This window comes from Blastococcus sp. TF02-8, assembly GCF_003319175.1.
GTDB lineage: Bacteria > Actinomycetota > Actinomycetes > Mycobacteriales > Geodermatophilaceae > Blastococcus.
Genome location: NZ_QOHK01000002.1, coordinates 312839 through 326434 on the forward strand (window position 1 = coordinate 312839; position 13596 = coordinate 326434).

Annotated in this window: 14 protein-coding genes; 10 read left to right on the forward strand and 4 right to left on the reverse strand. The window is 72.9% G+C overall.

Annotation, left to right across the window (positions count from 1 at the left end; translation table 11 throughout):
• Positions 1 to 10: 10 nt before the first annotated feature.
• Entirely contained in the window at positions 11 to 448 is a 438-nt protein-coding gene (locus DQ237_RS05600) for an OsmC family peroxiredoxin (protein WP_113797997.1), read from the reverse strand.
• A gap of 95 nt (positions 449 to 543) precedes the next feature.
• Positions 544 to 996: a MarR family winged helix-turn-helix transcriptional regulator gene (locus DQ237_RS05605; protein ID WP_113797999.1), complete on the reverse strand. Its 453-nt coding sequence runs from the start codon at positions 994 to 996 to the stop codon at positions 544 to 546.
• A 215-nt stretch (positions 997 to 1211) separates the two neighbouring features.
• On the opposite strand from DQ237_RS05605, the gene clpB reads away from it, so the two are divergent.
• Positions 1212 to 3797 carry an ATP-dependent chaperone ClpB gene (gene clpB / locus DQ237_RS05610; RefSeq protein WP_113798001.1) on the forward strand — a complete coding sequence of 862 codons (2586 nt, stop codon included), beginning with the start codon at positions 1212 to 1214 and terminating at the stop codon, positions 3795 to 3797.
• A 122-nt stretch (positions 3798 to 3919) separates the two neighbouring features.
• Positions 3920 to 4699 (forward strand): hypothetical protein, encoded by a 780-nt coding sequence (locus DQ237_RS05615; protein WP_113798002.1) that lies wholly within the window; start codon positions 3920 to 3922, stop codon positions 4697 to 4699.
• 12 nt (positions 4700 to 4711) lie between these two features.
• On the opposite strand, the gene DQ237_RS05620 is transcribed toward DQ237_RS05615, so the two are convergent.
• Positions 4712 to 5173, reverse strand: coding sequence for a hypothetical protein (locus DQ237_RS05620; RefSeq protein ID WP_147251748.1), 462 nt, complete (start codon positions 5171 to 5173; stop codon positions 4712 to 4714).
• A 116-nt stretch (positions 5174 to 5289) separates the two neighbouring features.
• Here DQ237_RS05620 and DQ237_RS05625 point away from each other — a divergent pair, with 116 nt between their 5' ends.
• Positions 5290 to 6963, forward strand: coding sequence for a molybdopterin-dependent oxidoreductase (locus DQ237_RS05625; RefSeq protein WP_205730086.1), 1674 nt, complete (start codon positions 5290 to 5292; stop codon positions 6961 to 6963).
• Positions 6964 to 7106: 143 nt separating this feature from the next.
• On the forward strand, positions 7107 to 7763 hold the full coding sequence (locus DQ237_RS05630) for a fasciclin domain-containing protein (protein WP_113798008.1): 657 nt from the start codon (positions 7107 to 7109) through the stop codon (positions 7761 to 7763).
• A gap of 68 nt (positions 7764 to 7831) precedes the next feature.
• Here the strand turns inward: DQ237_RS05630 and DQ237_RS05635 are convergent, their stop codons facing one another.
• On the reverse strand, positions 7832 to 8122 hold the full coding sequence (locus tag DQ237_RS05635) for a hypothetical protein (RefSeq protein ID WP_147251749.1): 291 nt from the start codon (positions 8120 to 8122) through the stop codon (positions 7832 to 7834).
• Between the two features lie 140 nt (positions 8123 to 8262).
• Between DQ237_RS05635 and pyrE the strand changes: the two genes are divergently transcribed.
• The 6 genes from pyrE (at position 8263) to DQ237_RS19650 (ending at position 13586) form a co-directional block, all read left to right on the forward strand.
• On the forward strand, positions 8263 to 8817 hold the full coding sequence (gene pyrE / locus DQ237_RS05640) for an orotate phosphoribosyltransferase (RefSeq protein WP_205730087.1): 555 nt from the start codon (positions 8263 to 8265) through the stop codon (positions 8815 to 8817).
• A 119-nt stretch (positions 8818 to 8936) separates the two neighbouring features.
• Positions 8937 to 10355 (forward strand): FAD-binding oxidoreductase, encoded by a 1419-nt coding sequence (locus DQ237_RS05645; protein WP_205730088.1) that lies wholly within the window; start codon positions 8937 to 8939, stop codon positions 10353 to 10355.
• The gene (locus tag DQ237_RS05650) at positions 10352 to 11710 is read left to right on the forward strand and encodes an FAD-dependent oxidoreductase (RefSeq protein WP_113798013.1); all 1359 of its coding nucleotides are present in this window, start codon (positions 10352 to 10354) and stop codon (positions 11708 to 11710) included. Before DQ237_RS05645 ends, DQ237_RS05650 begins: the two co-directional genes overlap by 4 nt.
• A 116-nt stretch (positions 11711 to 11826) precedes the next feature.
• Complete coding sequence (fbaA, locus tag DQ237_RS05655; protein ID WP_113798015.1) at positions 11827 to 12858, forward strand: class II fructose-bisphosphate aldolase; 1032 nt, start codon at positions 11827 to 11829, stop codon at positions 12856 to 12858.
• A gap of 2 nt (positions 12859 to 12860) precedes the next feature.
• Positions 12861 to 13280 carry a DUF3151 domain-containing protein gene (locus DQ237_RS05660; protein WP_113798017.1) on the forward strand — a complete coding sequence of 140 codons (420 nt, stop codon included), beginning with the start codon at positions 12861 to 12863 and terminating at the stop codon, positions 13278 to 13280.
• 162 nt (positions 13281 to 13442) lie between these two features.
• Positions 13443 to 13586, forward strand: coding sequence for a GPGG-motif small membrane protein (locus DQ237_RS19650; RefSeq protein ID WP_166509513.1), 144 nt, complete (start codon positions 13443 to 13445; stop codon positions 13584 to 13586).
• Positions 13587 to 13596 lie beyond the last annotated feature (10 nt).

Here is a 13596-nt window from a genome sequence, read left to right on the forward strand (position 1 = left end):
GGATCGTTCCTCAGGACTCCAGTGCCGCGTCCAGGGTGATCTCGGTGCCGGTGAGGGCCTTGCTCACCGGGCAGCCGACCTTGGCGGCCTGGGCGGCCTGCTCGAAGCCGGCGGCGTCCAGGCCGTCGACCTCGCCGCGGACGGTGAGCCTGATCCCGGTGATGGCCGAGGCGCCGTCCTTCTGGCCCAGCGTGACGTCGGCGGAGACCTCGAGCGACTGAGGAGTGCCGCCGGCCTTGCCGATCTCGTTGGACAGGGCCATCGCGTAGCAGGCCGAGTGGGCCGCCGCGATCAGCTCCTCGGGGCTCGTGGTCCCGTCGGCGTCCTCGGCGGCGCGCTTGGGGAAGGACACCTCGTAGGTGCCCACCTTGGAGCTGGTCAGCTCGACCTGACCGGACCCTTCCTGGAGAGTCCCGTTCCATGCGGTGCGTGCGCTGCGAGTGGGCATGCCGCCCCTTCCGTGGCCGTGGCCGCCCTCCTGCTCGGGCGGCTCGCTGGCCAGCTCCTACTCGGATCGGTTGCGCACTACCGTCCGGACCCGGGTCAGTCGCGCGCCGAGCCGTTGACCCGCTCGGTGAGCAGGCGCAGCCGGCTCTTCAGGTCGTCGAACTCGCCGGTGTCGAAGCCGATGGCGTCGATCATCTCGGCGGAGATCGACAGGGCCTTGTCCTGCAGCGCGCGCCCGGCGTCGGTCAGCTCGATCGCGACCGAGCGCTCGTCCTCGACCCGCCGGTGCCGGGTGACCAGGCCCGCGGCGGTCAGCCGCTTGAGCAGGGGGGAGAGCGTGCCGCTGTCCAGCGCCAGGCGCTGGCCGAGCTGGCCGACGGTCTGGCCGTCGGTCTCCCAGAGCAGGAGCATGACGAGGTACTGCGGGTACGTGAGGCCGATGGCGTCGAGCATCGGGCGGTACCGCGCGGTGACCGCCCGGGAGGCGGCGTAGAGCGCGAAGCACAGCTGGTCGTCGAGCGCCACGCTCGGCGCCGGAACTGCGGTCATTCCCGCAGTCTAGGGCCCTACGGCCCGATGACCAGGACCTGCGGGTTCCTTTCTGACCCCGAGGGGTCGGACGACGAGCGGCGGGGCGGTCGCGCGCCGCCCCGGCACACTGGCAGAGTTGAGCGGAACAGACTCAACTCGATCGTCGTTGGACGGTCCGGACGACGCCGCCCACCCCAGAGGCGGCGACCCGAGCACCACGGAAGGGACGCGCGTTGGAGAGCAAGCTCACGACCCGTTCGCAGGAGGCCGTCGCCGGCGCCCAGCGCCTCGCGGTCGGCCGGGGTCAGGCGGCACTCGAGCCGCTGCACCTGCTGGTCTCCCTGCTGGAGCAGACCGACGGGATCGCCGGTCCGCTGCTGACCGCGGTCGGCGCCGACCCCGCCGACGTGCGCAGCAAGGCCGACGCCGCACTGCGCCGCATGCCCAGCGTCAGCGGCGCCACCGTGTCCGCGCCGGCGCCGTCGCGGGAGTTCCTGCGGGTGATCAACGCCGCCGGCGAGCAGGCGAGCGCGCTGGGCGACGAGTTCGTCTCCACCGAGCACCTGCTCGTGGGGCTGGCCGGCTCCGAGGGGGAGGCGGGCGCGGTGCTCACCAGCTCAGGCGCCACCCGGGACGCCCTCGTGGCCGCCTTCCGCACCGTGCGCGGCAACCGCAAGGTCACCACGGCCGACCCGGAGAGCACGTTCCAGGCGCTCGAGAAGTACGCCGTCGACCTGACCGAGCGGGCCCGCGAGGGGCGCATCGACCCGGTCATCGGCCGCGACACCGAGATCCGCCGCGTCGTCCAGGTGCTCTCCCGGCGCACCAAGAACAACCCCGTCCTCATCGGGGAGCCCGGCGTGGGCAAGACGGCGATCGTCGAAGGCCTGGCCCAGCGCATCGTCGCCGGCGACGTCCCGGAGAGCCTCAAGGGCAAGCGTCTGATGGCGCTCGACCTGGGTGCGATGGTGGCCGGCGCCAAGTACCGCGGCGAGTTCGAGGAGCGGCTCAAGGCGGTCCTGCAGGAGATCACCGAGGCCGAGGGCGAGGTCATCACCTTCATCGACGAGCTGCACACGCTCGTCGGCGCCGGGGCCACCGGTGACTCGGCGATGGACGCCGGCAACATGATCAAGCCGATGCTCGCCCGGGGTGAGCTGCGCATGGTCGGCGCGACGACGCTCGACGAGTACCGCGAGCACATCGAGAAGGACGCCGCGCTGGAGCGCCGCTTCCAGCAGGTCTTCGTCGGGGAGCCCTCGGTCGAGGACACGATCGGCATCCTCCGCGGCCTCAAGGAGCGCTACGAGGTCCACCACGGCGTGCGCATCACCGACGGTGCCATCGTCGCCGCGGCCACCCTCTCCGACCGGTACGTCACCTCGCGGTTCCTGCCGGACAAGGCGATCGACCTGGTCGACGAGGCCGCCAGCCGGCTGCGCATGGAGATCGACAGCCGCCCGGTGGAGGTCGACGAGGTCGAGCGCGCCGTCCGCCGGCTGGAGATCGAGGAGATGGCGCTGGCCAAGGAGGACGACCCGTCGTCCCTCGAACGCCTCGCCGCCCTGCGCGAGGACCTCGCCGACAAGCGCGAGGAGCTCGCGGAGCTGACCGCCCGGTGGCAGCAGGACAAGAGCGCCATCACCCGGATCCAGCAGATCAAGGAGGAGCTGGAGCGCGTGCGCTCCGACGCCGAGCGGGCCGAGCGCGACGGCGACCTCGCGCACGTGGCGGAGCTGCGCTACGGCCGCCTCCCGCAGCTGGAGAAGGCGCTGGGCGAGGCCGAGGCCTCGGTCGAGGAGCAGGCCTCCATGCTCAAGGAGGAGGTCGGCCCGGACGACATCGCCGAGGTCGTCCAGGCGTGGACCGGCATCCCCGCCGGCCGGCTCCTCGAGGGCGAGACCCAGAAGCTGCTGCGCATGGAGGAGGAGCTGGGCCACCGGGTGGTCGGCCAGCCCGACGCCGTGCGGGCCGTGGCCGACGCGGTCCGGCGGGCGCGCTCCGGCGTCGCCGACCCCGACCGGCCCACCGGCTCGTTCCTCTTCCTCGGTCCGACCGGCGTCGGCAAGACCGAGCTGGCCAAGGCGCTGGCGGAGTTCCTGTTCGACGACGAGCGGGCGATGGTCCGGATCGACATGAGCGAGTACTCCGAGAAGCACTCGGTCGCCCGCCTGGTGGGTGCCCCTCCCGGCTACGTCGGCTACGAGGCCGGCGGCCAGCTCACCGAGGCGGTGCGGCGCCGGCCGTACACCGTCGTCCTGCTGGACGAGGTGGAGAAGGCGCACCCCGACGTCTTCGACGTCCTGCTGCAGGTGCTCGACGACGGCCGGCTCACCGACGGCCAGGGGCGGACGGTGGACTTCCGCAACACGATCCTGATCCTGACCTCGAACCTGGGGTCGCAGATCATCGCCGACCAGTCCGTCCCCGAGGAGCGCCGTCGGGACGCGGTGCTCGAGGTCGTCCGGTCGCACTTCAAGCCGGAGTTCCTCAACCGGCTCGACGACGTCGTGGTGTTCCGGGCGCTGGGCAGCGACGAGCTGACCGGCATCGTCGACATCCAGGTCGGCGTGCTGGCCCGCCGCCTGGCCTCCCGCCGGCTGACGCTCACCGTCACCGACGCGGCGCGGGAGTGGTTGGCGCTCAACGGGTTCGACCCGGTGTACGGCGCCCGGCCACTGCGCCGGCTGGTGCAGTCGGCCATCGGCGACCAGCTGGCGAAGGCACTGCTGGCCGGCGACATCCGGGACGGCGACGAGGTCGTCGTGGACTGGCCGGCGGGCGAGGCCGAGGGCCTCAGCGTCACCCGCGCCGGCTGACCGCATACCGTCCCGGACCCGCTCGAGCGCGGGTCCGGGACGGCGCCGTGCGCGTGGCCCGCTGGGCAGCGGGCGCCCGGTCGGACATGATCCGGGCACGGGGATCGACGACTGGAGGCGGAATGACGGCGGGGCAGGGCGACCAGCAGGGCCAGCAGGGACAGCCCGACGAGCAGCAGGGCGGGCAGCCGCCCACCGCACCCCCGCCCTGGCCGCCGGCCGGACCTCCGCCGGGGCAGCCGCCCTACGGTGCTCCGGGCTACGGGCCGCCTCCGGCCGGTCAGCCGCCCTACGGTGCGCCCGGTTACGGCCCGCCCAACCCCTACGGTGCGCCGCCGCCGTATCCGCAGAACCCGTACTCCTATCCCGCCGCGCCCTCCGGTGGGTCGGGCTGGGGAGCCGAGGCGCCGACGCCGATGGACCGCCCGGTGACCGTGCGGGCGGGACTCGGTGCCTTCCTGGCCGCGCTGGTGCTCGGCGTCGTCGCCAACGTGGCGATGCTCTCCCGGTTCGACGAGGTGCTCGACTACATGCGGTCGCAGGGTGGTGGAGCGCTGGACGACCCGGGCCTGGAGGGCGTGGACGCCGACCGGTTCGCCGAGCTCGTCCTGCAGTTCTCGCTCGTCGCCGGGATCGTCGTGGTGGCCCTGCAGCTGCTCTTCCTCTGGTTCGCCTGGCGGGGGCACAACTGGGCCCGGATCATCCTGTGGATCCTCGGCGGCCTGTCGCTGGTCTCCGCCCTGGCGGGGGCGGGGCAGGGGGCCGGTCCGGTGCCCTTCGCGACAGCACTCGGCTGGTTCCAGACGGTCCTGATCCTGGTGGGCGTCGTGCTGCTGGCGATGAAGCCGTCCAACGACTGGTACCGCTTCCGCAAGTGGCAGCGGGCCACCGGCCGGCGCTGACCGCGGAGTGGCTCATCCCCCGGTCGGGCTGAGCCACTCCCGGGTCGTGCGGGCCAGCAGGCTCGCCGCGGCCGCCACCGACAGCACGAGCAGCAGCAGGGAGACGACGGTCAGCCCGCCGGCGGTCAGCATCGTGGACAGCACGAGGACCGCGAGGACGAGCGCGGCCACCAGCCCGGCCCAGCGACCCCACGCCCGTCCACGCGAGAGGCCGACGGCCGATGCGCCGTACAGCAGGCCGAGCACGAGCGGCGCCGTCGTGTTGACCACCAGGAACTGGCGGGCCTCGGCCCGGCTGAGCCCGGCGTCCTGGAGCGCGCGCAGCAGGCCGTCACGGCCCAGCACGGTGAGTGCCACGTAGAGGAGCAGCAGGACGGCGAGCACGGCCACGAGCCCGATCGCCACGCGTACGGACGGCGGGCGGGTGGGCTGGCCGCCGGGCGGTTCGGGACGGGGAGCGGGATCGGCCGACACGTCGCCAGCCTGGCAGACCTCGGTCGACGGCCGGCCCTCCGTGTGCGGCACGGCGGATCCGGACGAAATTCCGGGCGGGGTGAATCCGGATCGGGGTTCCCGCCCGAATGCCTGTCGTGACCGTTTCCGAGCAGGCCCCGCGGGCCACCGCCGACGACGCCGCCCCGCGGGCGGGCGTCCGCCGGTCGCTGGCCGCGCTCGTCGGGCTGCTCGCCGCCGCGGTGGCCCTCGGGGTGGCCGAGCTCGTCGCCGCCGTCGTCGGACCGGCCTCCTCCCCGGTCGTGGCCGTCGGTGATGCCGCGATCACGCTCACTCCTGAGCCGGTCAAGGCCTTCGCCATCCGCACGTTCGGCGAGAACGACAAGATCGCCCTGATCGCCGGCACGTTGCTCGTCATCGCCCTGTACGCCCTGCTCGTCGGCCTGGTCGGACTGCGCAACCGGGTGCTGGGCATCGCCGGGATCGCCCTGTTCGGGGCGGTGGGGGTCGTCGCCGCGGTGACCCGTCCGTCCGCCGGGGTCGGCAACGGCCTGCCCGCGCTCGTCGGCACCCTCGCGGGCGTCATCGCCCTCATGGCGCTGCTCGCCCCGCTGCAGTCCCGAACCGCCGCGTCCCCTGCGCCGGCCGAGGAGGGACCCGCGCCCGTCCCCTCGGAGGGCGGCCTGGCCGGTCGGCTGCGGGACGTGCTCGGCGCCGGGGATCGCAAGGGCGCGGGCATGGACCGGCGGCGGTTCTTCCTGACCAGCGGCGTGGCTGCGGGTGTCGCCGTGGTGGCGGGCGGGGGCGGCCGGCTCCTCCAGCGGCGTTTCGACGTCGCCGGCGACCGGGACGACCTGGTCCTGCCGCGACCGGCCTCGCCCGCGCCCGCGCTGCCGCGGGGCGCCGACCTCGCCCGGGACGTCGAGGGCCTGACGCCGCTGCTCACCCCGAACCGCGACTTCTACCGGGTGGACACCGCCATCGCGGTGCCGCAGATCCGGCCGGCCGACTACCGGCTCACCATGACCGGGAAGTTCGACTCGCCGCGTACGTACACGCTGCAGGACCTCCTCGACCGCGACGACGTCATCGAGCGGGACATCACGCTCACCTGCGTCTCCAACGAGGTCGGCGGGAAGCTGGCGGGCACCGCGCGCTGGCTGGGGGTCCCGCTGGGCGCGTTGCTGCGGGAGAACGGCGTCCGCTCCGACAGCGACCAGCTGGTCTGCACCTCGCAGGACGGCATGACCATCGGCGCCCCGACCCGCTCGGCGCTCGAGGTCGAGGACGCGATGCTGGCCTTCGGCATGAACGGCGAGCCGCTGCCCGTGGAGCACGGCTTCCCGGTGCGCATGCTCATCCCCGGCCTCTACGGCTACGTCTCGGCCTGCAAGTGGCTCACCCGGATCGAGGCGACCACCTTCGACGCCTTCGACCCCTACTGGGTCGAGCGGGACTGGGCTGCTCAGGCGCCGATCAAGGTCTTCAGCCGGATCGACACCCCGGCTCCGCTGCGGGCCTTCCCCGCCGGTCGGCGTCCGATCGCCGGTGTGGCGTGGGCACAGACCCGCGGCATCGCCCGGGTCGAGGTGAAGGTCGACGACGAGGACTGGGTCGAGGCCGAGCTCTCGCCGGAGGTCGACGCCGACCTGTGGCGGCAGTGGGTGCTGACCTACGACTTCCCCGCCGGCCAGCACGCGGTCGCCGTCCGGGCGACGAGTGCCGACGGGGAGACCCAGACCGACGAGCGGGCCCGCCCGTTCCCGAACGGTGCCAGCGGTTGGCACTCGATCCAGGTGATCGCCCGCTGAGACCCCTCCGGTCGCCGTGCCGGACCCCCGAGACCCGTCCCGGCTCCCGCCGACGACGAACCCCCCGGCCGCTCCCGTGGCCGGTGCCCCACCCCGACCGCGACACCGACGTCGCAAGGAACAGGACAGGAGCACCACCCCTCATGAAGCGCACCCTGACCCGCAGCATCCTGGTCACCGCCGCCACCAGCCTGGCCCTCACGATGACCGCCTGCGGCTCCGACGACTCCTCCGACACGTCCGCGTCGAGCTCGTCGAGCACCTCGGCGTCGCAGGAGAGCAGCGCGCCCCCGATGTCCGACGAGCCGTTCGGCTCCGGCTGTGCCGCCGTCCCGACGTCGGGTCCCGGCAGCTTCGAGGGCATGAGCGCCGACCCGGTGGCCACCGCCGCCAGCAACAACCCGGCGCTCTCCACCCTGGTGAAGGCCGTCCAGGCCGCCAACCTGGTCGACACCCTGAACACCACCGACGACATCACCGTGCTCGCCCCGGCGAACCCGGCGTTCGAGGCGGTCCCGGCCGACGCGCTCAACGGCCTCCTGCAGAACACCCCGGCGCTGACCCAGGTGCTCACCCACCACGTGATCCCGGGTCGCCTGACCCCGGAGGAGCTGGCCGGCACGCACAAGACGCTGAACAACGACGAGGTGACCATCACCGGCTCCGGTGAGAACTTCACCATCGGCGCCGACGCCACGGTGGTCGGCTCGACCCAGGCCTCGGTGATCTGCGGCAACGTGCAGACCGCCAACGCCACCGTCTACATCATCGACCAGGTCCTGAAGCCTGCCGGTATGTGATCGGCCGCTCGAAGGGCCGCCGCCGGGTACTCCTGCCCGGTGGCGGCCCTTCGGCATGCCGGGAGAGGTCAGCCGCGACGCTCGTACCCCGCGCCACGCGGGTTGCTGCAGAACACGACGGAGTTCCTGTTCACCCCGACCCACGGTCCGGCGATCGTGCCCGTCGGGCACGCGACGATCACCCGGACCTCGCCCGTCGTACCTGCGTAGCACCGCGCATAGGCGCCGTTGTCGCCCATCGTCGTGATGCAGCTGCTCAAGGTCGCTTGGGCCGAGCCGGCGGTGGCCAGGCCCCCGGCCGTCAGGGCGACGAAGCACCCGAAAACGGATGCGGCCCGCTTGGTGCGGCTGTGCGGCATGGCTTCCTCCAGGACGGCGTGCTGAACGGTGGCGTCACTGAAGCAGCTAGTGATCTGAGTCACAACCTCTTCGCTGATGCCCGTCGTCCCGAAGGCTCCCGTCCTCGGGACGGGGCCGTGACGTGTCTAGGGTCGTCGTCATGACGGCCCCCACCGCGCTGCCCGACCGCGACCGGCTGCTCCAGCTGATCGTCGACCTCGCCGTGGTCCACGGAAAGGTCACGCTCTCCTCGGGCAAGGAGGCGGACTGGTACATCGACATGCGCCGCCTGACCCTCCACCACGAGGGGGCGCCGCTGGTCGGCCGCGTCATGCGGCAGCTGACCGGTGACCTGCGCTACGACGTCGTCGGCGGGCTGACGCTGGGTGCCGACCCGGTGGCGACGGCGATGCTGCACGCGGCCGCCGCGGGGGAGGGCTTCCTCGACGCGTGCGTGGTGCGCAAGGCGGGCAAGGCGCACGGCCTGCAGCGCCGGATCGAGGGCCCCGACGTCGCCGGTCGGTCGGTGCTCGTGGTGGAGGACGTGTCGACCACCGGAGGGAGCCCGCTGACCGCGGCCGAGGCGCTGCAGGAGGCCGGTGCCGAGGTGGTGGGGATCGCGGTGATCGTCGACCGCGGCGGGCGGCAGGCGGTCGAGGAGGCAGGCTTCGAGTACCGCGCCGCCTACACGCTGGCCGACCTCGGCCTCGACTGACTTCGCCAGGATGATCAGGTGACCTGATCGTTCTGGGTCCTCCCTCACCACCGGTGCTGAGGGAGGACCCGGTGTGATCAGGTGACCTGATCATCATCGCGACGCCGTACCGTGTGACCGTGACCACAGTCGCCACCGCGTGGCTCGCCGAACTGACCGACGCGCTGGGCGCCGACGTCGTGCTGACCGACCCCGACGTCACCGCCTCCTACGCGCGCGACCAGGCCATGCTTGCTCCGGCCGGCACGCCCGCAGCGGTGGTCTTCCCGCGCCGCACCGACGACGTCGTCGCCGTGATGCGGGTGGCCGCCCGCCACGGCATCCCGGTGGTACCCCGGGGCGCCGGCTCGGGCCTGGCGGGCGGCAGCAACGCGGTGGACGGCGGGATCACGCTGGTGATGACGCGGATGGACGCCGTCCTGGAGATCTCACCCGCCGACCGGCTCGCGGTGGTCCAGCCCGGCGTGGTCAACAAGCAGCTGCGGGACGCCGTCGCCGGCCACGGGCTGTTCTACCCACCGGACCCCTCCAGCTACGACTGGTGCACGATCGGCGGCAACCTCTCCACGAACTCCGGCGGCCTGTGCTGCGTGAAGTACGGCGTCACCACCGACTACGTGCTGGGTCTGGAGGTCGTGCTCGCCGACGGGCGGGTCCTGCGCACCGGACGGCGGACCGTGAAGGGTGTGGCCGGCTACGACCTGGCCCGCCTCTTCGTGGGGTCCGAGGGCACGCTCGGCGTCATCACCGAGGCCACGCTCGCGCTGCGCCCCGCCCCGAAGGCCCCCGTCACCCTCGCGGCCTCGTTCGCGACGACGGCGCAGGCGGGCCAGGTCGTGGAGCGGGTGGTGACCACGGGCCTGGTGCCCAGCCTGCTGGAGATCATGGACAACACCTGCATCCGCACCGTGGACCAGGTGCTCAGGGCCGGGCTCGACCACGACACCCGGGCGCTGCTGGTCGCCCAGTCCGACAGCGGGGGCGCGGCCGCGGGGGACGAGATCGCGGCGCTCACCGCCCTCTGCGAGGAGGCCGGCGCCCAGTTCGTGCACTCCACCGCCGACCAGGCGGAGGGTGACCTGCTGCTGCAGGCCCGGCGGATGGCGCTGCCGGCGCTCCAGCAGGTGGGCGGCGCGATGCTCATCGACGACGTCGCCGTCCCCCGCTCGCGGATCGCGGAGTTCCTCGACGGCTGTGACGTGATCGCGGCGCACCGACGGCTCACCGTGGGGGTCGTCGGGCACGCCGGCGACGGGAACATGCACCCCACGGTCTGCTTCGACCAGAGCGACGCAGACCAGCGCGAGCGCGCCTACGCGGCCTTCGACGACATCCTGGAGCTCGGCCTCGCGCTCGGCGGGACGATCACCGGGGAACACGGGGTCGGCACCATCAAGCTGGACTGGCTGGAGCGCGAGATCGGCCCGGTGTCCCTCGACGTGCACCGGTCGATCAAGGCCGCGCTCGACCCCGCCGGGCTGCTGAACCCCGGCACCGTGTTCCGCTCCGCGGGGACGACTGCGAACCTGGTGCCGTGAGCGGAGCGCGGGAGCGGTTGGTCGTCATCGGCGGGGACGCCGCCGGGCTCTCGGCGGCCGCGCAGGCGCGCCGGCTCCGCGAGGCGGGCGCGCTCGAGGTGGTGGTCCTGGAACAGGGGCCGGAGATCTCCTACTCGGCCTGCGGCATCCCGTACTGGATCGGGGGTCAGGTCAGCGACCGCGACCGGCTGCTCGCCCGCACGCCCGGACAGTTCGAGGCGCACGGCATCGACGTGCGGATCCACACCCGGGCCGAGGCCATTGACCTCCCGGCGGGCACGGTCACGACGTCGTCCGGCGAGGTCCTGGGCTACGACCGGCTGGTCGTGGCCACCGGCGGCCGGCCCGTGCGCCCGCCGGTTCCCGGTCTCGACGCCGACGGCGTGCACGGGGTCCACCGGCTGGCCGACGGCGCCGACATCCGCGCGGCGATCGCCGCCGGGGCGGAGCGGGCCGTCGTCCTCGGCGGCGGCTACATCGGCCTGGAGATGGCGGAGGTGCTGCACGCCCGCGGGCTGGCGGTGACCGTCGTCCTCGCCGACCCCCTGCCGATGGCGCAGCTGGACCCCGACATGGGGGAGCGGGTCTGCGCGGCCATGGGCGCCATGGGCATCGAGGTCCACCCGGGTGAGCCCGTGCGCGAGATCGAGACCGGACCCGACGGGGTGGTGCGGGCCGTCCGCACCGACGCGGGCAGCTACGACGCCGACCTGGTGGTTCTCGGGCTGGGCATGGGGGCGGAGGTGTCCCTGGCACGGGAGGCGGGACTGCAGCTCGGCCGCACCGGGGCGATCGAGGTGGACCGCTCGCAGCGCTGCGTCGGCCACCCCGAGGTGTTCGCCGCCGGCGACTGCTCCCAGACCTTCTCCCGGATCACCGGCGAGGCGCTGCACATCGCGCTGGGCACGCACGCCAACAAGCAGGGACGGGTGGCCGGCTCGGTGATCGGCGGGCGGCCCGCCCGCTTCGCCGGCGTCCTCGGGACGGCGGTCACCAAGGTGGGGGAGACGGAGATCGGCCTCACCGGGCTGAGCTCCCGGGCGGCGGAGCTGGCGGGGTACGACGCCCGCGCCGAGGTCGTCGAGGGCACCACCCGCGCCGGCTACTACCCGGGTGCGGAGGAGATCGTCGTCAAGCTGATCACCGAGCGCGGCTCCGGGGCGCTGCTGGGCGCCCAGGTCGTGGGTGGCCCGGGCAGCGCCAAGCGGATCGACGTGTTCGCCACCGCCATCTGGGCCGGGCTCACCGCCGAGGAGCTGGCCGGCGTCGACCTCTCCTACGCGCCGCCGTTCTCCCCGACCTACGACCCCGTGCTGGTGGCGGCGCGGGTGTCCAGCCGGATCGAGCAGGGCTGACGAGCGGCCCCGCCACCCCTGTGCGCGGGCAGGCCCCTGCACCGGGGCCCGGGGGTCCGGGATACTGACCGGCGACGTACAGCGCCGTACACGCCGTCCACCCGAGGAGTGCCCGCATGCCCATCGCGACCCCTGAGGTCTACGCCGACATGATCAGCCGGGCCAAGGAGGGCGGTTTCGCCTACCCGGCGATCAACTGCACCTCGTCCGAGACGATCAACGCGGCGCTGCGCGGCTTCGCCGACGCGGGCAGCGACGGCATCATCCAGTTCTCCACCGGCGGCGCGGAGTTCGGCTCCGGCACCAAGGTGAAGGACATGGTCACCGGCGCGGTGGCGCTGGCCGAGTTCGCGCACGTCGTGGCCGAGAAGTACCCGGTCAACGTGGCGCTGCACACCGACCACTGCCCCAAGGACAAGCTCGACTCCTACGTCCGCCCGCTGATCGCGCTGTCGAAGGACCGCGTCGACGCCGGCCAGGCGCCCCTGTTCCAGTCGCACATGTGGGACGGCTCGGCGATCGACCTCGACGAGAACCTCGACATCGCCGAGGAGCTGCTCGAGAAGGCCGCCGCCGCCAAGATCGTGCTCGAGGTCGAGATCGGCGTCGTCGGTGGTGAGGAGGACGGCGTCGCCCACGACATCAACGAGAAGCTCTACACCGCCGAGGGCGACTTCGTGGCCACCGCCCGGAAGCTCGGGCTCGGCGAGCGCGGCGTCTACCTGCTGGCCGCCACCTTCGGCAACGTGCACGGCGTCTACAAGCCGGGCAACGTCAAGCTGCGCCCGGAGATCCTCAAGCAGGGCCAGGACGTCGTCGCCAAGGAGTTCGGCAGCGCCGACCCCAAGCCGTTCAACCTGGTCTTCCACGGCGGCTCGGGTTCCGCGCAGTCGGAGATCCGCGAGGCGCTGTCCTACGGCGTCATCAAGATGAACGTCGACACCGACACCCAGTACGCCTTCACCCGGCCGATCGCGGGCCACATGTTCACCAACTACGACGGTGTCCTGAAGGTCGACGGCGAGGTCGGCAACAAGAAGACCTACGACCCGCGCAGCTACCTCAAGGCTGCCGAGACCGGCATGGCCGCGCGCGTCGTCGAGGCGTGCGAGGACCTGCTGTCGGCCGGTCAGTCCCAGGGCGCCTGAGCATGACGCACTCGCACAACCTGCTGGGCGAGCCGGACCCGACGCTGCTGCCGGGCAACCCCGAGGCCGAGCGCGAGCTGGCCGAGGGCGTGCCCGCGGCGGAGGTCGCCGCGCACCACCCGACGGTGAGCGCGGCCTGGGCGGCGCTGGCGGAGGAGGCGATCGGGCGCCCGGAGCGGCAGCTCGCCGACACGATCGAGGCCTACGCCTACGCCCGGACCGGCTACCACCGCGGGCTGGACGCACTGCGCCGCAACGGCTGGAAGGGCTTCGGCCCGGTGCCGTGGTCGCACGAGCCCAACCGCGGGTTCCTCCGCTGCGTCACGGTGCTGGCGAAGGCGGCCGAGGCGATCGGCGAGCACGACGAGCACCAGCGCTGCCTCACGCTGCTGCGCGACTGTGACCCGACGCTCGCCGCCTGACCTGCGACTACTTGTGACGCAGAGTTACGAGGATCTCCGGTCCGGGGCCGTGTCACCCATCTGAGCAGTGCCTTTCCGGCGCCGTGTTTCGCAGATGATCTAGAAGAGCATCACTGTCCGTGCACGGCGCCGACCGGGCGCCCGCAGGAAAGAGGATGAGCAATGGTGACCCTGTTGTGGATCCTTGCCGTGATCCTGGTCGTCTCCGGGATCGTCTCGATCTTCCGCGGCCAGCTGCTGTGGGGGATCGTGCTGATCGTCGTGGGGCTGCTCGTGGGCCCGGGTGGCGTCAGCGTCTTCAACTGACCCCCGCCCT